Here is a 19,988-nt window from a genome sequence, read left to right as displayed (position 1 = left end):
TTTTCCGAGGACAAACGGTGATTCCTACAATTTTTGTTCACGTCAAGCTTTTCCAGCAAAAAAGCTCATTAAAATCGTGAAAAAGCCTTATCCACAGGCTCCGCACGCCGGAAACAATTGTTCCCCGTATTTAGGAAGTCCCCGCACGATGACAAGAGCAGCCTTGTCAAACGCTTTCATTTCCGCAGTTTGCGGACAATACTGATGCCATCAGGTCACAAATAAGTTCAAAACCAGTCCATTACCACCTTGCCGGAGTTGCCGGAACGCATCGCTTCGAACCCTTCGCGGAAATCATCGATGCCGATGCGATGGGTGATGACCGGCGAGACGTCGAGCCCCCCCTGAACGAAGGCGATCATCTTGTACCAGGTCTCGAACATTTCTCGGCCATAGATGCCCTTCAGGTTCAGCATCTTGAAGATCACCTTGTTCCAGTCGATCTCGAAGCCGGCCGGCGCTATGCCGAGAATGGCAATCTTGCCGCCATTGTTCATCTTGTCGATCATGTCACGGAACGCCGGCGCCGCACCCGACATTTCCAGACCGACGTCAAAGCCTTCGGTCATCCCGATCGACTTCATCACATCGGCAAGATTTTCCTTCGAGGCGTCGACGACGTGATCGATGCCGAGCTTATGGGCAAGCGCCAGACGGTTCGGATTGATATCGGTGATGACAACCTTGCGCGCGCCGGACCGCTTCGCGACCATCGCGCCCATGATGCCGATCGGGCCGGCGCCGGTGACCAGCACGTCCTCGCCAACCAGGTCGAAGGACAGTGCCGTGTGCACGGCATTGCCGAAGGGATCGAAGATCGCCGCCACTTCATCCGGAATATCATCCGGGATCGGCACGACATTGGATTCCGGAATGCAGACGAACTCGCCGAAGGAACCTGGGCGGTTGACGCCGACACCGAGCGTGTTGCGGCAGAGATGGCCCCTGCCCGCCCGGCAATTGCGACACTTGCCGCAGACGATATGCCCCTCGCCGGAAACACGCTCGCCGACATGATACTTCGTCACCGCCGAACCGACCTCGGCAATCTCGCCGCAGAATTCATGGCCGACGACCATCGGCACAGGTATGGTCTTTTGCGCCCACTGGTCCCAGTTCCAAATATGTACATCGGTGCCACAGATCGCCGACTTCCTGACCCGAATCAGCACATCGTTCGGCCCGACCTCGGGAACCGGAACATGCTCCAGCCATAGTCCGACTTCAGGCTTCGATTTGACCAGCGCCTTCATCATGTTTGACATGATCTGTCGTCTCCAACCGATTCAAATAATTCCGAGTTCCCGTCCCGCCTCGGCGAAAGCAGCAATCGCGCGCTCGACGTCGACCCTCGAATGCGCCGCCGACATCTGCGTACGGATGCGCGCCTGCCCTTTCGGCACAACGGGGAAGGAGAAGCCGATGACGTAGACGCCCTTTTTCAGCATCAGAGCCGCCATCTCCTGCGCCACCTTGGCGTCGCCGAGCATGACAGGAATGATCGGATGGTCGGCGCCGGCCAGCGTAAAGCCGAGCTTGGTCATTTCGCCGCGGAAGAACTCGGCATTGCCACGGAGCCGGTTTCGCAGGACGTCGCCATTGTCGATGAGGTCAAAGACCTTCAGCGAGGCGGCCGCGATGACCGGCGCCAACGTGTTGGAGAAGAGATAGGGGCGTGAGCGCTGCCGCAGCCAGTCGACGATCTCGGCCTTCGCTGCGGTATAGCCGCCCGATGCGCCACCGAGCGCCTTGCCGAGCGTGCCGGTGATGATGTCGATCCGGCCCTCGACGCCGCAATATTCCGGCGAACCGCGGCCGTGATCGCCGACGAAGCCGACCGCATGGCTGTCATCGACCATGACCATGGCGCCATATTTCTCGGCGAGATCGCAAACGCCACCAAGATTGGCGATGATGCCGTCCATGGAGAAAACGCCGTCGGTGGCGATCAGCTTGAAACGGCTGCCTTCCGCCTTCTTCAGTTCTTCCTCCAAAGCCGCCATGTCATTGTTGGCATAGCGGAACCGCTTGGCCTTGGAGAGGCGCACGCCGTCGATGATCGAGGCATGGTTGAGCGCATCGGAGATGATCGCATCTTCCTCCGACAGCAGCGTCTCGAACAGCCCGCCATTGGCATCGAAGCAGGAGGAATAGAGGATCGTATCCTCCATGCCGAGAAAGCCTGAGATCCGCGCCTCAAGCTGCTTGTGCTCCTCCTGCGTACCGCAGATGAAACGCACCGAGGCCATGCCATAGCCGTAGCGATCCAGTGCCTTTTTCCCAGCTTCGGCCAGTTCCTCATTGTCAGCGAGACCAAGATAGTTGTTGGCACAGAAATTCAACACCCGCGCACCGCCCGCAACGGCAATCTCGCCGGCTTGCTTGGAGGTAATGACGCGTTCAGACTTATAAAGTCCCGCGTCTTTCAGGCCGGCGAGTTCGTTGCGCAAGTGAGATATGAACGCAGAGGTCATGGTCGCATTCCGATGCTGGTCACGGTGCCTTACTGGCCAAGAAATAACACAGGATTAGGTTCCTTGCTGCATCCAGCCGCGGCAAAAATGCGTAGCGTCGTGGCGCTGGCACGATACAGGGCAAGTTCGATATTATCTGTCGAACCGAACGAAAAACACGCAAGTTCCCTGCCTCGCCGCATCAATTGCCATTGCAAAAATTACTTGACTGAGTCCACTATTTTGCTGCAAGTCGATGCTAATCTCAGCAGAAAGGGAGAGCCATGAACATATTTCACAGATTCTCCCTCGCGGGCCGGGTCGCGCTCATCACCGGAGGCGGACGCGGCCTCGGGTTCGAAATGGCAAAAGCGCTTGCCGACGCGGGAGCACATGTCATCGTCAATGGGCGCAACGCCGCAACGTTGAACAACGCCGTCGAAGCCATTCAAGCGACAGGAGGCATGGCCGCAGCAGCAGCGTTCGATATTGCCGACCGCGAGGCGCGGAGCGCGACGATGGCCGATATCGAGAGACAGCACGGCCGACTCGACATATTGATCAACAATGTCGGCGCCCGAGACAGACGCCCGCTGGCCGACTTCGACGACGAAGCGATCCTCACCTTGCTCAACACGGATCTGGCCGCCTCGATCATGCTTTCCCGCGACGCCGCTCGGCTGATGAAGCGACACAATCACGGGCGACTGATCTCTGTTACCTCGATCAGCGGTCGGGTCGCTATGCCCGGCGACTGCGTCTATCCGGCGGCCAAACAGGGACTGACCGGTCTCACGCGGGGGATGGCCGTTGAGTTCGGTCCATATGGCATCACCAGCAACGCCATTGCGCCGGGCTGGTTTGCGACGGAAACCAACGCAGCGATGGTGGCAAATGCAGACCTTATGCCGGTCGTGCGCCAGCGCATTCCGATTCAGCGTTGGGGACGTCCGGATGAAATCGCCGGTGCCGCGCTATTCCTCGCCAGCGATGCGGCATCCTTCGTCAACGGACATGTCCTGACCGTCGATGGCGGCATGACCGCCAGGATGTGAACAGGCACAGCGCCTAAGTATCACCGATCAGTGAAATCCTTGATGACCTTCAAAAACGCATCCCCGTAGCGTTCCAGCTTCGCCTGCCCGACGCCTGAAATCCCCAGCAAAGCATTGCGGCTCGTCGGCTGTTCCGTCGCAAAGGCGATCAACGTCGTATCCGGGAAAACGACATAGGGCGGCACGCCGAGCTCCTTGGCGATCTTCGTGCGTTCTGCCCTCAAAGCATCGAACAGCGGCTGTGCCTCGCCCGAGAGGCTCGACTGCCGCTTTTCGATCCGCGCAGCCTTCTTCGCCCCACGCCTTGCTTCCGGCCGGTCCTTGCGGAAGAAGACCTGACGCTCGTGTTTGAACACGGCCCTTGCCTCCGGTTCAAGCTTCATCGCGCCAAAGGCGGTGTGATCGACACTGACGAAGCCGTTCGCCAGCAACTGCCGGAAGACGGATTGCCAGGTGCGCGCAGGAATATCCTTGCCGGCACCGAAGACCGGCATGTTGACATGGCCGAAACGCTCGGTCTTCTCGTTGACGGTCCCTATCAGCACGTCGATGACATGGCCGGTGCCGAAACGCTCCCCGGTGCGATAGACGGCGGCCAACGCCTTGATCGCCGCCTCCGTGCCATCCCAGGTCTCGACCGGCTTCAGGCAGGTGTCGCAATTGCCGCAGCCGCCAGCATGGCCCTCGCCAAAATGCGCCAGGATCGCCTGTCGCCGGCAGCCGGCCGTCTCGCAGATGGCAAGCAGCGCATTGAGCTTGGCGCGTTCGACGCGCTTGATCTCATCCGCCGCGTTGCCCTCATCGATCATCCGCCCCCGCTGGATGACATCGGCCATGCCGTAGGCCATCCAGACCTCAGACGGCAGCCCGTCGCGTCCGGCGCGGCCTGTCTCCTGATAATAGGCCTCGATGGAGCCGGGCAGATCGAGATGGGCGACATAGCGCACATTCGGCTTGTCGATACCCATGCCGAAGGCAACCGTCGCCACCAGGCAAAGATCCTCTTCCTTCAGAAACGCGTCCTGATTGGCATCGCGAACAGAGCGGTCCATGCCGGCGTGATAGGCAAGCGCGCGAACGCCCTGCCCGTTCAGCCATTCCGCGGTATCCTCGACCTTAGCCCGCGACAGGCAATAGACAATGCCGCTATCGCCGCGATGGCCATCGAGAAAACGCAGCAACTGCTGGCGCGGCTGATCGCGCTCGACAATCTCATAGGCGATATTCGGCCGGTCGAAGCTGGTGGTGAAGACTTTGGCGTCGTCGAGCCCCAGCCGCTCTATGATATCGTCGCGCGTATGCGGATCGGCGGTTGCCGTCAGCGCGATGCGCGGCACCTTGGGAAAGAGTTCAGCAAGCTTGCCGAGGTCGCGATATTCCGGCCGGAAGTCATGTCCCCATTGCGAGACGCAATGCGCCTCGTCAATCGCGAAAAGAGCGATCTTCGCCCTGGCGATCATCTGCTGGAACCCGTCGGTCATGATGCGCTCGGGCGTGACATAGAGCATATCGAGCGTGCCGCTGGAGACAGCGCGATAGATGTCGCTTGCCTCTTCGCGCGACAATGACGAATTCAGTGCCGCGGCGCGGATGCCGAGCTGTTTCATCGCCTCGACCTGATCGCGCATCAGCGCAATCAACGGCGAGACGACGATACCGATGCCGTCGCGGCAAAGGGCCGGAATTTGGAAGCAAAGCGACTTGCCGGCCCCGGTCGGAAACAGCACCACGGCGTCGCCGCCGCCCACGACATGCTCGACCACTTGCTGCTGCTTGCCGCGAAAGGCGGAATAACCATAAACGCGCTTGAGAATGTCGAGCGGCGCCATTCCGGAACTGCGATCTGCAAACAGCGCATTGTCGGCGGAAAACCGTGGTTCCTGTCTATCCGGCTGTGACATCTATCCCCTACTTCCCTGCGGGTCCTTTGATACGGCCGGAAAGCACCCCGAAGCCGTCGATGATCGCTTCCTGGTTTTCCAGCCGCAAGGCTTCGAGCTGTACTTCCTGCAAAGCGCGCATCAATTGCTCGATGAGTTCGCCGTCGCCCTCTTCCGTCGCCTCGGCAACGGCGCGCTCCAGCTCGATCTTGTGCCAGCGCAGCGCCTTGGAGCGCTTATGGAGCGCAAGCGCCTGACGGTAGCCCTCGCGCGCATCCTCCATCGCCGCCTCCTCCGTGGCCGTCCAGAGGCGGGCATTGCGCACCTGCTGGTCCAGCGTCTTCAGCAAGGCGGCGAAACCCTGTTCTTCCAGCTGTTCGAGCAATCGCTCTCGGCTGAGCTGCTGAGCCGGTATGGTCGCGGCAGCGCCGAGCATGGCAGACCATAGGCGCTGCAATTCACGGCTCTCATAGTCGATCGCGGCGATCTCGTCATATTCGTCCTGCAACAGCAGCGGATGATTGACGATGGTCACCGCCAGCACGCTTTCGCGCAGGCCCGGAACATCCTGATGGCCCTTGATCATGCCCGAGCGCATCAAACGATCCGTCGCCTTCGTGCTGACGGCCGCCGGCCGATCCCGGCCCTGTCCGCCACGACCACCGAAGGAGCGGCCGTTGCTCTCGCGGGAAAAACCGCGCCCCTGCTGATTGTCGTTGCGCCGAAACTGCGGCTGGAACAGCCCGTTCAACCGGTCGCGAATATCCTGCTGATAATGACGGCGGACATTTTCATCGGCGATGACCGAAACCATCTGCTTCAGCCGCGCTTCAAGCTCGGCACGCGCCTCCGGCGTATCGAAGGTGCCATTACTGGTTTCGCGGCTCCAAATCATTTCAGCCAGCGGTTTTGCCTGCGCCAACACCTTGTCAAAGGGTGCACGGCCATCGTGACGGACAAGATCGTCCGGATCCTTGCCGTCCGGCAGAAGCGCGAAACGGACCGTTCGGCCGGGCTTGATATGCGGCAGCGCCAGGTCTGCGGCACGATTGGCGGCGCGGATACCGGCGCCATCGCCATCGAAGCAGAGCATCGGCTGCGGCGTCATCTTCCACAGAAGCTCAAGCTGGCTCTCCGTCAGCGCCGTGCCGAGCGGCGCGACGGCATTTTCGACGCCGGCCTGATGCAGCGCGATCACGTCCATATAGCCTTCGACGGCGATGATCGTCCCTGAACCATCGTTTCCCTGGGCGGCACGCCGCGCGCGGGTGAAATTGTAGAGCACGTTACCCTTATGAAAGAGCTCGGTCTCGTTGGAATTGAGATACTTCGCCGGTGCGTCCGGCGACATCGCCCGGCCACCGAAGGCGATAACCTTCTCGCGAGAAGACAGAATCGGAAACATGATGCGGTCACGGAAGCGATCGTAAGAGACCGGAATATCCGGACCATGCACCACCAGACCACAGGCTTCGATCTGCTCTTTGGCAACATCCTTGCCGGACAGAAATTCCTTCAGCGCATTGCGGCTATCCGGTGAATAGCCCAGACGGAAGGTATCGATGGTACGGCCGGTCAACCCGCGATCGCGCAGATAGGCGCGCGCCCTCGCCCCATTTGCCGTCTGTAGCTGATCCTGAAAGAACTGCGTCGCCATCTCCATGACGTCGAGCAGCGAGGTGCGTTCCTTCTCGCGCTTCGCTTCCATGGGATCGGCGATCGGCATGGGAACGCCGGCCATGTCGGCGATCTGCTGCACGGCTTCAGGAAAGCTCAGACCCTCGAGGTCAGTCAGAAAACGGAAATGATCGCCGGTGACGCCGCAGCCGAAGCAATGGTAACGGCCCTTGCGGTCCTCGCAATGGAAGCTCGGCGACTTTTCGCCATGGAACGGGCAGCAGGCCCAATAATCGCCACGCGGCACATTGGTCTTGCGGCGATCCCACGTCACACGGCGGCCGATCACGTCCGAAATAGGGACGCGGTCGCGAATCTCATCGAGAAACGTATTGGAAAATCGCATAATTACCTCTGGCTTGCCCCCTTATAAGCAGGAACAGCGCGCATTGCCACGAGGAACCCTTCACCACGCCCGCTATTCACAGCCCCTCGCGCCTGGGTCGACAATCAACCACTCCGATCACAAGACCGTGATTGCAGTGGCGTTGTTAATGTTTCCGCACCCTCCTGAAAAGCCATTTTGACATCATTGACGACAGAAATGGCCACGACTCCCCGCGGCCTTTATGTGCATCTGCAAGGCTGCTTCTCCGCAAAAGGAAAATGATGAAAAAGCAGATACTTGCCCACCACTCCAGCTAACAACAGGAGAGTGCGGCAACACCCGCCGCAACCATTGGCCGAAGATCGAGGCGCGCGTGATCTTCCCGCTTGGTGGCACATTTGCGGCATGGTTCGTAAGTCAAACATTATTTTTTTGTAATTTGATTGTTCATGTGCAGCGCAATAGCTTCCATCTCACAGGACGAGACAAGCCGGCGAACAACATGGTTCGCGACGCGACATGCCTAGACGTCCCGACGAACAGGAAGCCAGAGGTACAGGCTTTCAGTTTAGGAGATGAAATGCGCGTTCTGCTGGTACCCTTTGCCGCTGCCGCCCTCTTCGCCACAGCTAACTATAGCTCGGCAACGATGACGGATGGCGCAGCACCTGCGGCAGCCACGAACGTGCTCTATACGGATGCTGGCTATCAGCTTCCTGTCGATATGAAAGTGCCGGCTCTCAAGGCCGGTGTCAAAGTTCAGATATCCTGGCTGGAATCGCAAGACATGAGTTTGCAACAGCAGGTCAGGATCACCAGATAAGATTTAACCGATCCCCAGGTGAGGCACCATCCCTACCCCCGGCGCCGCCTCACCTGGGTGCCTTTGCAATAGACGTTTGATTTTTGGGCCCCACCCTGCGTCATCAAACGGCTGCAAAGCGCAAGAAGGCAGGAGCTCCCCCAGCTCCTGCCTTCTCTATTTTCAGCCTATGTCGATATAGTACGCCGAGAATCGGACATCGCTTTGGCCGCGTCAGAGCGCGGCCGCGAACAGATAAAATTTACTTCAACAGATCCTTGAGGATCGCCGACGCCTTGGCGAAATCCATTTGCCCGGCATAGCGTTCGCGCAGCGCCGCAACGCACTTGCCCATGTCCTTCAGGCCCTGGGCGCCGAGCTCGGCCACGACGGCGACGCAAATCTCGCGCACTTTCTCTTCGGAGAGCTGTTCCGGCATGAAGCCCTGGATGACAGCAATTTCCTCGCGCTCCTTCTGAGCCAACTCCGGACGATCGCCATCAGTATACATCTTAACCGACTCTTCCCGCTGCTTGATCATCTTGGCGAGCAGCTGCAGGATCTCGTCGTCGCTTGCCTGTTCCTTGGCCAAGCCGCGATTGGCGATGTCCTTGTCCTTGATGGCGGCCAGGATCAAGCGCACGGTCGAAAGCCTCGCCGCATCCTTGGCCCTCATGGCATCCTTCTGGGCGTTGGAAAGCGTTTCGCGGATCATGTCTTTAACTCCCTAAGCAGGCCGGCGACGATCGCACGGCCTCTCATTTCATGTTGCCAGTCTCATAGACCATGAGCAGCGATCAATGCAATTGCGTGCCTGCGGCCGAAACCTGGCGAATTCCCTGGCGGGAAACGAAAACGGCGCATTGACCGACAGGCCTTGTTTGGCTATGTCCAACACCTGCACATTAGATCGATATTAAGGTCTCAAGCCGCGACGCATGTCGCTGGCTGCAATCTGCGACAAACATGGCGGAAGCCCCCGGTCTTTTCAAGGCCGCGCACGACGCCGGAAACGGGATGACAATGACCGCCACAGCTCCATGGACAATTGAAAAGCCAAGTGCCCTGCTCGTTCTCGCCGACGGCACCGTGATCGAAGGCAAGGGCATCGGCGCGACCGGCAAGGTCCAGGCCGAAGTCTGCTTCAACACGGCGCTGACGGGCTACGAGGAGATCCTGACCGACCCCTCCTATCTCGGCCAGATCGTTACCTTCACCTTCCCTCACATTGGCAATGTCGGCACCAACGAGGAAGACGTCGAGGACCTGACGCCTGCCGCCCGGCACGGCGCCGTCGGCGTTATTTTCAAGGCCGATGTCACCGATCCTTCGAACTATCGCGCCGTCAAGCATCTCGACCAGTGGCTGAAGGCGCGCGGCATCATCGGCATGTGCGGCATCGACACCCGCGCGCTGACCGCCTGGATCCGTGAAAACGGCATGCCCAACGGCGTCATCGCCCACGACCCGAACGGTGTCTTCGACATCGATCAGCTCAAGGCGGACGCCAAGGCCTGGAGCGGCCTCGAAGGTCTCGACCTCGCCAAGGTCGCCACCTCCGGGCAGTCGTCGCAATGGTCGCAGACGCCCTGGATCTGGAACGAAGGCTATGGCGAGCTGAAGACTGCTGATGCCAAGTACCATGTCGTCTGCCTCGACTACGGCGTGAAGCGCAATATTCTGCGCCTCTTCGCCGGTCTCGACTGCAAAGTCACCGTGCTGCCGGCAACCGCATCCACCGACGACGTGCTCGCGCTGAAGCCGGACGGCATCTTCCTGTCGAACGGCCCCGGCGATCCGGCCGCGACCGGCGAATACGCCGTGCCGGTTATCCAGGACCTGCTGAAGACGGACATTCCGCTGTTCGGCATCTGCCTCGGCCACCAGATGCTCGGTCTCGCCCTCGGCGCCAAGACCGCAAAGATGCATCAGGGCCATCACGGCGCCAACCATCCGGTCAAGGATCACACCACGGGCAAAGTGGAGATCGTCTCGATGAACCACGGCTTCGCGGTCGACGCGAGCACACTGCCGGAAGGAATTGAAGAGACTCACGTTTCACTCTTCGACGGCACCAATTGCGGCCTGCGCGTTTCCGGCAAGCCGGTCTTCTCGGTACAGCATCACCCCGAAGCCTCCCCTGGTCCGCAGGACAGCCACTACCTCTTCCGCCGCTTCGTCAATCTGGTGCGCGAGAAGAAGGGAGAACCGGCCTTGGCCGAGCGCGCATAAGCAGCGCCGCCATGATCATTGGCTAAAAGGAAAGCCCCGGATTGATTGTCAATCCGGGGCTTTCGTCTTTAGGAGTTCTCGATACCGCTTGATCAGGCCTGCAAGCGGCGGCGCCTGACCTCTTCGAGTTCGCTTGTCAGGATTTCCTGCAGGAACTCGAAATCGGATTCACTGAACGGAACCAGGCCAAATCTCAACTTGTAACCCCAGTTCTTATCCTGGGTAAAATCCAGCCAATCCAGCAAAGGGCGGATCGGTTGCTCAGGCACATCCAGCCAATCGACATCGCGGCGATACGCCTTGCCGCATGCCATCTCGCCTTGATAGGGCTCGCCGTCCCGGACATATCCGATCGCCGTAAAGCTTTTAAAGCCGTCCTTGTCGCCCATGGCCACCGACGGAGAATAATAGACCACGCCGTCGCCCGGCTTGATCCGCTTCAATGGTCCCTGCTTGCCGTGATTGACCTGCATGAAGCCGTTTGCCCGCCCGTACCGGACGTGCGCGGCGCAGGCAACCGCCAACCAGTACGACCTTGCCCTTGGCGCCTCGCGTTTAGGCGAAGCGTCGGAATGTGCGAGCATGTGCACGACGGTACCTTGGTTGAGAAGTCCATCCAGCGGGAAAAGCGTGGCCTCGCTGTGGGCGCTTGCCTTGTATGTCATGGTCGTCTCCCATCAAATTGGTATGACGCCAATATACGGGATCATGCTGCCAATATCTGTCAGCAGTCTTCGCGCCACGATGCGAAAAATAGCCGACCTCAGCCGACCATTTTCTCCGAGCGCACCAGAACATAGAACCGCACGCAAAGCATCGCCGCGGCCGAGGCCAGCCCCAGGAGGAAGCCGAGCCAGATGCCGACGCCACCGAAGCCGAGCGGGAAGGCAAGCAGCCAGGCCAGGAAGAAGCCGATCGGCCAATAGGCGATCAGCGCCAGGATCATCGGCACGCGCGCATCCTTCAGACCGCGCAGCAAGCCGCTGGCGATTGCCTGCAGACCGTCGACCAACTGGAACAGGCCCGCAACGACGATCAGCGGCGCGGCGTAGGCAAGCACCTGCGGCGCCTCGGCCGAGGTCACATCAAGGAACCAGCTTCCGAACCACATCGGCATGGTGGCGAACAGGATACTGCCGAGCAGCGAGATACAGCTCGAAACGATGAGCACGACGATCGCCGCACGCGTCAGACCGATGCGATCCCCCTGCCCATGCGCGACGCCGACCCGAACGGTGGCCGCCTGGCTGAGGCCGAGCGGTATCATGAAGGCGATCGATGCCCATTGCAGCGCAATACCGTGGGCGGCAAGCTCGATCGTGCCGATCTGGCCCATCAGCAGCGACGCCGCCGTGAACAGGCTGACCTCGGCCAGAACCGTGATGCTGATCGGAAAACCGAGGCGAACCACATCCCATAATGCGTGCCAATCCGGCCGCCAAAGGCGAACGAAGATCTCATAGCGGCGCGTCTTCTCTCGGCTCTGAACGAAGGCGACAATGAACAGGAAGCCTGCGGTCTGCACCGCCACCGACACGATGGCCGCGCCATGCAGCCCAAGCGCCGGCATGCCGAAATGACCGAGCACCAGTCCGTAGGCAAGTATGGCATTCATCACCAGCATGGCGATGGTGACATAGAGAATGACGCGCGCCATGCCGATCGCGCTTACCAGCGCGCGGATGACGTTGTAAAGCAGCCCCGGCAGCACGGCGTAATGGCCGATGGCGATATACTCGCTGGCAAGCCTCGCCACATCCGGCTTCTGCCCGGCGGCCAGAAGGATCTGCTCGGAATAGAAGAAGGCGGGCTGTGTCAACAGCCAAAAGGCGGTGACGACCCAGATGCCCATGCGCAGCGCCCGGCGAACCGAGGTGACATCGCCTTGGCCATAGCCCTGCGCCACCAGCGGCACGACAGCGATGGAAAAACCGGAACCGAAAATCTGGATAGTGAACAGGAACTGCGCGGCCAGAACCATGGCGGCCAGCTGCTCGGCACCGAGCCGGCCGACGATCATCACATCCGTGGTATTGATGCCGAGCTGTGCCAGCTGCGCACCGATCAGCGGTATGCCGAGCGCCAGGGTGGCGCGGACATGCGCAGACCACGAATTGTCATTGTCATGCGCGAACGGGCGCGCAGTTGCCGGCATATCCATCTTGAAAACTCGATTTTAAGAAACGCGCAGACCGCTCCTACCCGAGGTGCGCGAGCCTGCCGCCTTAGCGCAACTTCAGCGAAAAAGCCAGTTGGCAAAGCTAAGATGCTAAAGAATTCATCAGATCATCAAAATATCTGATGATTATTTAAGCCACCTCTTGAGCGGCCGGTTCCACTACGGCTTTCAGCTCGTCCTTGCGCACCTTGACAACAAAGAGGATCACTGCGGCCAGGATCAGGATTGCCGACATGATGAAGGGGGCACCGGCAAAGGTGACGGGTGCTTCCGGCGCGGTGAAAAAGCGAAACAGATAGGGGAACAGCACAGGTCCGATGATGGCCGTGATGCTGGTAAGGCTGCCAAGAGCGCCTTGCAATTCTCCCTGCGCCGACGGCGACACCTTGCTTGCGGCGATTGAGCGCAGCGGCGCATCCGCAACGTTTTCAATCACGGTCAGGATGATGACGGCATAGACCATCCAGCCATGCCAGGCGAAGGCATAGCCCACTAAGCCGATTCCGGAAAAGACAAGCCCCAACACCACGGTTTTCCATTCGCCGAGCACCGGCACGATGCGGGGCAAGACCAACCCCATAACCAGTGCCATGCCGATGCCGTAGGTGCCGAGCGAAATGCCGATTTCCAACGACGTCCAATCATAACGATAGGAGGAGACAAACGACCAGACGGCCGGAAAGACGCCATGTGCCAGCCAGTTAAAGAACATCACGACGAAGATCCAGCCGAGCCCCTGATAGCGTCGTACCTGCCGCAGAGCGCCGAGCGGATTGGCGCGCCAGAGCTCAAAACGGCGACGGTTCTTCGCCTCCAGCGTTTCCGGCAGCAGGAAATAAGCGCCAATAAAGTTCAGCAACGCCAACGCGGCCGCGCCGTAAAAGGGTGCACGCGGACCGAATTCGCCGAGAAAACCGCCAATGACCGGCCCGAGTACGAAACCGACGCCAAAGGCCATGCCGATCAGGCCGAAATTCTTAGCCCGGTTCTGGTCATTGCTGATGTCGGCAATATAGGCGGAGCATGTCGAGAAACTTGCGCCGCTGATGCCGGCCAGGATGCGGCCTGCGAACAATATCCAATAGGTACCGGCGATAGCGCAGATGAAATTATCGATAGCGAAGGTCAGCACCGAGGCAAGCAGGATGGGGCGGCGGCCGAAGCGGTCGCTCAAATTACCGATCAACGGCGAGAATAGAAACTGCATAGCGGCATAGGCAAGCAGCAGCCAACCACCGTCGGTGGCCGCCTCGCTGACCGAAGCGCCCGTCAACTCTTCGAGATACTGCGGCAACACCGGCATGATGATGGCGAGACCCATGACGTCCAGGAAGAGAATAATGAAGACGAGCAACAAGCCGCGACGCGCGAATTTCGGATCGATCATGGAGTTTGCCTTTTTGTGGCCCTATCTCCATGAAGAGACAGAACGTGAACGAAAATCAGTGCGTTCCCAATACTTGAAGATTTTGCCCGAAACAATCCGTGAACGCTTCAATCTTTCTGATTCATCGGCCTATTCTTTTGATCGCTTGCGTTTGGAATGCCAGTTATCCCCAATGCACCTATCGTCGCTCCAGCCTCAAAAATAGACCAGATGCCAGGCGCATTAAAAGGGTTGGGGTGAGGAGCAAAGGAACCATCAAGCTGCCAATAATGAGGAGACCCCTCACCCGGCCAATCGCCATTTTGCCTTGCTCAAAATCCTTCTCCCGCCCCTTCGATAGAATGAGGAGCGGGAAGAAGAGTTTGAGAGCTTAAACCGGATTGTTCAGCGTATCGCAGTCGCTGAGCTTGCCGGAATCGAAGCCCTGCTTGAACCATTTCATACGCTGCGCGGATGTGCCGTGGTTGAAGCTGTCGGGAACGACATAGCCCTGGCTGCGCTTCTGCAGCGTATCATCACCGATCTGCTGCGCGGCATTCAGCGCCTCTTCGAGGTCGCCCTGCTGCAGAATGCCTTTCTGCTGGGTGAACTTGCCCCAGATACCAGCAAAGCAATCGGCTTGCAGCTCGATACGTACCGACATCTTGTTGGCATCGACCTCGTTCATGGTCTGACGCGCCTGATTGAACTTCGGCAGGATGCCGAGTTGGTCCTGAACATGGTGGCCGACTTCGTGCGCTATGACATAGGCTTGCGCGAAATCGCCGGATGCGCCGAACTGGTCCTTCATCTGCTGGAAGAAGGCCATGTCGAGATAGACCTTCTGGTCACTCGGGCAATAGAAAGGCCCGGTCGCCGCCGAGGCCGTACCGCAGGCTGAAGGGAAACGGCCTGAAAACAGCACCAGCTTTGGATCGGTGTAGGTCTGGCCCATGGATTTGAAGATGCCGGTCCAGGTGTCCTCGGTATCGGCGAGCACCGTGGCGACAAATTGCTTCATCTCGTCATTGGCCGGCGCAGCGGTGCCGCCACTGTTGTCGCTCTGTTGATAGCCGGACCCGGAAGTGGAGCCGCCGGTCAAGGCGCCGCTCTGCTGCAGCAAGCCGATGACGTCGACACCCATGGCTCTCAGCACCAGGAAAATCACCACCAGGACGATTATGGTGCGGAAGCTCAAGCCGCCGCCACCCAGTCCTCCACCGGGAAAGCGAAACCCGCCGCCACCGAGAGGACCGCCTCCCGTCGGCGAAGAACCGCGTTCGTCCTCGATATTGTCGGATTGCCGACGTCCCTTCCAGTCCATGGTGCACCTCCGGGCGATACGTTGAATCGATACTCTTTCATACACTTATATATCGAGGAAGGTATGCAACGCCAGTTCTCCGTGAGAGCATTCTCAAATCAAATGCCGGCGCTTCCTTATGTTCATGATGGCAAGCCATGCAAGGAAGGTCGCTATCGCGGCGACCATCACAAGCGACCGCGGCACACCACCGGTAAAGGTGACCTTATAAAAGGCTGAAGCGCAACAACGGCAAGCTTTTTTTGGTCACACACGATGGCACGGCAATCCCGGTAAGCCGCCCCTATGCCGAAGATGCACGGCGGCGATTTGGATAGAAGCAGCGGGAGCTGTCGATTCCTGTCGATTCCGTGATTTATGGGGTTCCGTTTGCAAATACATTTGCCTATAAGCCGCTTCTAGCCTGAAAAGACTTGACCATGCGCCCCGGCCGGTGATCTCCCACCCTGGCCGGTTTTTCGCGCAGCCAAAAAACGGATGTGAGCCCATGCCGAAGCGCCAAGATATCAAATCGATCCTCATCATCGGTGCTGGACCGATTGTCATTGGTCAGGCGTGCGAATTCGATTACTCCGGCACACAGGCCTGCAAGGCGCTGCGAGAGGAAGGCTACCGCGTCATCCTCGTCAACTCCAACCCGGCGACGATCATGACCGATCCGGGCTTGGCCGACGCGACCTATGTCGAGCCGATCACCCCGGAAGTGGTCGCCAAGATCATCGCCAAGGAGCGCCCGGACGCACTGCTGCCGACCATGGGCGGCCAGACGGCGCTCAACACCGCGCTGTCGCTGAAGCGCATGGGCGTGCTTGACCGCTACAATGTTGAAATGATCGGTGCCAAGCCGGCCGCCATCGACATGGCCGAAGACCGCGCCCTTTTCCGCGAAGCCATGGCGCGCATTGGCCTCGAAACACCACGCTCGATGCTGGCGAACGCCACCGACATCAAGGATGCCGACCGCAAGACGCATGAGGCTGAGCGCAGCAAGCTGAAGGCATCCCTTTCCGGCGCAGCGCTCGACAAGGCGCTCGATGAGCTGGAAAACCAGTGGAACCTCGGCGAGAGCGACCGCAAGCAGCGTTATATGAGCCATGCCATGGCGATCGCAGCTCAGGCGATCGATCATGTCGGCCTGCCCGCCATCATTCGTCCTTCATTCACGCTCGGCGGCACAGGCGGCGGCATTGCCTATAACCGCTCGGAATTCTTCGAAATCGTCGGCGGCGGTCTCGATGCTTCGCCGACCACGGAAGTGCTGGTCGAAGAATCGGTGCTCGGCTGGAAGGAATTCGAGATGGAAGTAGTCCGCGACAAGGCGGACAACTGTATCATCATCTGCTCGATCGAAAACATCGACCCGATGGGCGTCCATACCGGTGATTCGATCACGGTTGCCCCGGCGCTGACGCTGACCGACAAAGAATACCAGATCATGCGTAACGCCTCGATCGCCGTCCTGCGCGAGATCGGCGTCGAGACCGGCGGCTCGAACGTGCAGTTCGCCGTCAATCCGAAGGACGGCCGTCTGGTCGTTATCGAAATGAACCCGCGCGTGTCGCGCTCGTCGGCGCTGGCCTCAAAGGCCACCGGCTTCCCGATCGCCAAGGTCGCGGCCAAGCTCGCTATCGGCTATACGCTGGACGAATTGGAAAACGACATCACTGGCGGCGCGACGCCCGCTTCGTTCGAACCGTCGATCGACTATGTTGTCACCAAGATCCCGCGCTTCGCCTTCGAGAAATTCCCCGGCGCCTCGCCTGTGTTGACCACCGCGATGAAGTCGGTCGGCGAAGTCATGGCGATCGGCCGCACCTTCGCGGAATCGCTGCAGAAGGCGCTCCGCGGCCTCGAAACCGGCCTCACCGGCCTTGATGAGATCGAGATCCCCGGCACCGAGGAAGGCGAAGGCAACCGCAACGCCATCCGCGCGGCCATCGGCACACCGACGCCCGATCGTCTGCGCATGGTCGCCCAGGCGTTGCGCCTCGGCTTGACCGCTGAAGAAGTGCATGAAGGCTGCAAGATCGATCCCTGGTTCATCGCTCAGCTGAAGAGCATCGTCGACATGGAGGCCCGCATCCGCGAACATGGCCTGCCGGAAGACGCGACCAACCTGCGCATGCTGAAGGCGATGGGTTTCTCCGACGCCCGCCTGGCAACGCTCACCGACAAGCGTCCGAAGGAAGTGGCTGAGCTGCGCAACAGCCTGAATGTTCGCCCGGTCTTCAAGCGCATCGATACCTGCGCGGCCGAATTCGCCTCGCCGACCGCCTATATGTACTCGACCTACGAAACGCCCTTCGTCGGCGCTGCTCGCTCTGAGGCGCAGGTCTCCGACCGCAAGAAGGTCGTCATCCTCGGCGGCGGTCCGAACCGTATCGGCCAGGGCATCGAGTTCGACTATTGCTGCTGCCATGCCGCCTTCGCTCTGAAGGATGCCGGCTATGAAGCAATCATGATCAACTGCAACCCGGAAACCGTTTCGACCGACTACGACACCTCGGACCGGCTCTATTTCGAGCCACTGACCGCCGAAGACGTCATCGAAATCCTCCGCGCGGAGCAGGAAAATGGCGAACTGGTCGGCGTTATCGTCCAGTTCGGTGGCCAGACGCCGCTGAAGCTTGCCGAAGCGCTCGAAAAGAACGGCATCCCGATCCTCGGCACCGCGCCTGACGCGATCGATCTTGCCGAAGACCGCGACCGCTTCCAGAAGCTTCTGATGAAGCTCGATCTTAACCAGCCGAACAACGGCATCGCCTACTCGGTCGAGCAGGCTCGCCTTGTCGCCTCCGAGATCGGCTTCCCGCTGGTCGTGCGCCCGTCCTACGTGCTCGGCGGCCGCGCCATGCAGATCATCCATTCGGAAGGCATGCTGCAGACCTACCTGCTCGACACCGTTCCGGAACTGGTTCCGGAAGACATCAAGCAGCGCTATCCGAACGACAAGACCGGCCAGATCAACACGCTGCTTGGCAAGAACCCGCTGCTGTTCGACAGCTACCTCGCCAACGCCATCGAAGTCGATGTCGACTGCCTGTCCGACGGAACCGACGTCTACGTTGCCGGCATCATGGAGCATATCGAGGAAGCCGGCATTCACTCCGGTGACTCGGCCTGCTCGCTGCCGCCGCGCACGCTGTCGCCTGCCATGATTGACGAGCTGGAACGCCAGGCAAAGGCCATGGCCAAGGCGCTGAATGTCGGCGGCCTGATGAACGTGCAGTTCGCCATCAAGGACGGCACCGTCTACGTGCTCGAAGTCAACCCGCGCGCCTCGCGTACCGTGCCCTTCGTCGCCAAGACCATCGGTGCGCCGATCGCCAAGATCGCCGCCCGCGTCATGGCCGGCGAAAAGCTGGATGCGGTTTTTGCCGCCTATGGCGAAAAGCCGGATCCGCGCAAGCTCAAGCACATCGCCGTCAAGGAAGCCGTCTTCCCCTTCGCCCGCTTCCCCGGCGTCGACATTCTACTCGGACCGGAAATGCGCTCGACCGGCGAAGTCATTGGTCTGGATACGGATTTTGCGCTGGCCTTCGCCAAGTCGCAGCTCGGTGCCGGCGTCGAATTGCCGCGTGACGGAACGGTCTTCGTCTCCGTCCGCGACGACGACAAGCCGCGCGTCCTGCCCGCCATCCGCATGCTGACCGAGCTGGGCTTCAAGGTGCTCGCCACCGGCGGCACGCAGCGTTATCTGGCCGAACAGGGCATTGCCGCCACCAAGATCAACAAGGTTCTGGAAGGCCGTCCGCATATCGAGGATGCCATCCGCAACCGCCAGGTCCAGCTCGTTATCAACACGACCGACAGCAACAAGGCGATCTCTGATTCGAAGTCGCTGCGCCGCGCAACGCTGATGCAGAAGGTGCCCTACTACACCACCATGGCCGGTGCCGAAGCCGCCGCTATGGCGATCAAGGCGCTGAAGGCCGGCAACCTCGAAGTCCGGACTCTGCAGAGCTATTTCTGAGGCGATCGAGGCCCGCGACCGCTACTTTCGAGTTGCTGATCGTTGGCTGTGCAAAACTGACTCTGGCGAGTGCTGACCAAGATCAGCCTCGCCATAAGTCTTCGAATTTTCTGGAAATCGGCTGTCGCAATCTGCTATAGATGACAGAATAATGGCTCAACATGGTTCCGAAGTACCGCTTCGGGACCTGTTTTCTTTTGTGTCTGCGACAGCGCAGTACAGGGAGTGAAGGACAAGAAAAATGGTTGAAAAGGTACCGATGACACAGAACGGGTTCGTCAAGCTGCAGGAAGAACTGCGCTGGCGGCAGCAGGAAGAACGCCCGCGAATCATCGAAGCAATTTCGGAAGCCCGTGCCCATGGCGATCTCTCCGAAAACGCCGAGTACCATGCTGCCAAGGAAGCCCAGAGCCACAATGAAGGCCGCATCGGCGAACTCGAAGACCTGACGGCGCGCGCTGAAGTCATCGACCTCACCAAGATGTCCGGCTCGAAGATCAAGTTCGGCGCCAAGGTAAAGCTCATCGACGAGGACACCGAGGAAGAGAAGAGCTACCAGATCGTCGGCGATCAGGAAGCCGACGTGAAGGCTGGCCGCATCTCTATTTCCTCGCCGATCGCCCGCGCGCTGATCGGCAAGGAAGTCGGCGATTCCATCGAGGTCAACGCCCCAGGCGGCGCCAAGGCCTACGAAATCCTCTCCATCTCCTGGGGTTGAT

Annotated in this window: 14 protein-coding genes and 1 pseudogene; 6 read left to right on the top strand and 9 right to left on the bottom strand. The window is 59.7% G+C overall.

Annotated elements, in window-relative coordinates; translation table 11 throughout:
• Positions 1-227: 227 nt before the first annotated feature.
• Together tdh and PMI03_RS27340 are read right to left on the bottom strand one after the other, a co-directional pair.
• Positions 228-1,265 (bottom strand): L-threonine 3-dehydrogenase, encoded by a 1,038-nt coding sequence (gene tdh / locus PMI03_RS27345; protein ID WP_007701614.1) that lies wholly within the window; start codon positions 1,263-1,265, stop codon positions 228-230.
• A 21-nt stretch (positions 1,266-1,286) separates the two neighbouring features.
• Entirely contained in the window at positions 1,287-2,474 is a 1,188-nt protein-coding gene (locus PMI03_RS27340) for a glycine C-acetyltransferase (protein WP_007701613.1), read from the bottom strand.
• 263 nt (positions 2,475-2,737) lie between these two features.
• Between PMI03_RS27340 and PMI03_RS27335 the strand changes: the two genes are divergently transcribed.
• Positions 2,738-3,508 (top strand): SDR family oxidoreductase, encoded by a 771-nt coding sequence (locus tag PMI03_RS27335; protein ID WP_007701612.1) that lies wholly within the window; start codon positions 2,738-2,740, stop codon positions 3,506-3,508.
• A gap of 20 nt (positions 3,509-3,528) precedes the next feature.
• Here the strand turns inward: PMI03_RS27335 and recQ are convergent, their stop codons facing one another.
• Positions 3,529-5,409, bottom strand: a complete 1,881-nt coding sequence (gene recQ / locus PMI03_RS27330; RefSeq protein WP_007701611.1) for a DNA helicase RecQ — start codon at positions 5,407-5,409, stop codon at positions 3,529-3,531.
• Positions 5,410-5,416: 7 nt separating this feature from the next.
• On the bottom strand, positions 5,417-7,411 hold the full coding sequence (dnaG, locus tag PMI03_RS27325; protein ID WP_007701608.1) for a DNA primase: 1,995 nt from the start codon (positions 7,409-7,411) through the stop codon (positions 5,417-5,419).
• 223 nt (positions 7,412-7,634) lie between these two features.
• Here dnaG and PMI03_RS31935 point away from each other — a divergent pair, with 223 nt between their 5' ends.
• Positions 7,635-8,216 carry a hypothetical protein gene (locus PMI03_RS31935; protein WP_309574489.1) on the top strand — a complete coding sequence of 194 codons (582 nt, stop codon included), beginning with the start codon at positions 7,635-7,637 and terminating at the stop codon, positions 8,214-8,216.
• 241 nt (positions 8,217-8,457) lie between these two features.
• On the opposite strand, the gene PMI03_RS27315 is transcribed toward PMI03_RS31935, so the two are convergent.
• The gene (locus PMI03_RS27315; RefSeq protein WP_007701603.1) at positions 8,458-8,910 is read right to left on the bottom strand and encodes a GatB/YqeY domain-containing protein; all 453 of its coding nucleotides are present in this window, start codon (positions 8,908-8,910) and stop codon (positions 8,458-8,460) included.
• Between the two features lie 308 nt (positions 8,911-9,218).
• On the opposite strand from PMI03_RS27315, the gene carA reads away from it, so the two are divergent.
• A complete protein-coding gene (gene carA / locus PMI03_RS27310) occupies positions 9,219-10,427 on the top strand; it encodes a glutamine-hydrolyzing carbamoyl-phosphate synthase small subunit (protein ID WP_007701600.1) in 1,209 nt (402 codons plus the stop codon).
• 92 nt (positions 10,428-10,519) lie between these two features.
• Here the strand turns inward: carA and PMI03_RS27305 are convergent, their stop codons facing one another.
• The 4 genes from PMI03_RS27305 to PMI03_RS27290 form a co-directional block, all read right to left on the bottom strand.
• On the bottom strand, positions 10,520-11,092 hold the full coding sequence (locus PMI03_RS27305; protein WP_007701597.1) for an EVE domain-containing protein: 573 nt from the start codon (positions 11,090-11,092) through the stop codon (positions 10,520-10,522).
• Between the two features lie 98 nt (positions 11,093-11,190).
• Positions 11,191-12,588: an MATE family efflux transporter gene (locus PMI03_RS27300; protein ID WP_007701592.1), complete on the bottom strand. Its 1,398-nt coding sequence runs from the start codon at positions 12,586-12,588 to the stop codon at positions 11,191-11,193.
• 148 nt (positions 12,589-12,736) lie between these two features.
• Entirely contained in the window at positions 12,737-13,993 is a 1,257-nt protein-coding gene (locus PMI03_RS27295) for a TCR/Tet family MFS transporter (RefSeq protein ID WP_007701590.1), read from the bottom strand.
• 370 nt (positions 13,994-14,363) lie between these two features.
• Positions 14,364-15,296, bottom strand: coding sequence for a neutral zinc metallopeptidase (locus tag PMI03_RS27290; protein ID WP_007701586.1), 933 nt, complete (start codon positions 15,294-15,296; stop codon positions 14,364-14,366).
• A gap of 215 nt (positions 15,297-15,511) precedes the next feature.
• Here PMI03_RS27290 and PMI03_RS31930 point away from each other — a divergent pair.
• The 3 genes and pseudogenes from PMI03_RS31930 to greA form a co-directional block, all read left to right on the top strand.
• Positions 15,512-15,613: pseudogene (locus PMI03_RS31930) on the top strand (DNA-binding protein); the annotation flags it as partial.
• 170 nt (positions 15,614-15,783) lie between these two features.
• On the top strand, positions 15,784-19,269 hold the full coding sequence (gene carB / locus PMI03_RS27285; RefSeq protein WP_007701583.1) for a carbamoyl-phosphate synthase large subunit: 3,486 nt from the start codon (positions 15,784-15,786) through the stop codon (positions 19,267-19,269).
• A 241-nt stretch (positions 19,270-19,510) separates the two neighbouring features.
• Positions 19,511-19,987 carry a transcription elongation factor GreA gene (gene greA / locus PMI03_RS27280; RefSeq protein WP_007701580.1) on the top strand — a complete coding sequence of 159 codons (477 nt, stop codon included), beginning with the start codon at positions 19,511-19,513 and terminating at the stop codon, positions 19,985-19,987.
• The last annotated feature ends 1 nt before the right edge of the window (position 19,988 follow it).

Source organism: Rhizobium sp. AP16, from assembly GCF_000281735.1.
Classification (GTDB): Bacteria; Pseudomonadota; Alphaproteobacteria; order Rhizobiales; family Rhizobiaceae; genus Rhizobium; species Rhizobium rhizogenes.
This window is presented reverse-complemented; position numbering and strand designations above follow the sequence as displayed.

Coding starts and splice junctions, on each gene's coding strand:
- tdh (WP_007701614.1), bottom strand. CDS start 1,265: ATGTCAAACATGATGAAGGCGCTGGTCAAATCGAAGCCTGAAGTCGGA.
- PMI03_RS27340 (WP_007701613.1), bottom strand. CDS start 2,474: ATGACCTCTGCGTTCATATCTCACTTGCGCAACGAACTCGCCGGCCTG.
- PMI03_RS27335 (WP_007701612.1), top strand. CDS start 2,738: ATGAACATATTTCACAGATTCTCCCTCGCGGGCCGGGTCGCGCTCATC.
- recQ (WP_007701611.1), bottom strand. CDS start 5,409: ATGTCACAGCCGGATAGACAGGAACCACGGTTTTCCGCCGACAATGCG.
- dnaG (WP_007701608.1), bottom strand. CDS start 7,411: ATGCGATTTTCCAATACGTTTCTCGATGAGATTCGCGACCGCGTCCCT.
- PMI03_RS31935 (WP_309574489.1), top strand. CDS start 7,635: ATGTGCATCTGCAAGGCTGCTTCTCCGCAAAAGGAAAATGATGAAAAA.
- PMI03_RS27315 (WP_007701603.1), bottom strand. CDS start 8,910: ATGATCCGCGAAACGCTTTCCAACGCCCAGAAGGATGCCATGAGGGCC.
- carA (WP_007701600.1), top strand. CDS start 9,219: ATGACCGCCACAGCTCCATGGACAATTGAAAAGCCAAGTGCCCTGCTC.
- PMI03_RS27305 (WP_007701597.1), bottom strand. CDS start 11,092: ATGACATACAAGGCAAGCGCCCACAGCGAGGCCACGCTTTTCCCGCTG.
- PMI03_RS27300 (WP_007701592.1), bottom strand. CDS start 12,588: ATGGATATGCCGGCAACTGCGCGCCCGTTCGCGCATGACAATGACAAT.
- PMI03_RS27295 (WP_007701590.1), bottom strand. CDS start 13,993: ATGATCGATCCGAAATTCGCGCGTCGCGGCTTGTTGCTCGTCTTCATT.
- PMI03_RS27290 (WP_007701586.1), bottom strand. CDS start 15,296: ATGGACTGGAAGGGACGTCGGCAATCCGACAATATCGAGGACGAACGC.
- carB (WP_007701583.1), top strand. CDS start 15,784: ATGCCGAAGCGCCAAGATATCAAATCGATCCTCATCATCGGTGCTGGA.
- greA (WP_007701580.1), top strand. CDS start 19,511: ATGGTTGAAAAGGTACCGATGACACAGAACGGGTTCGTCAAGCTGCAG.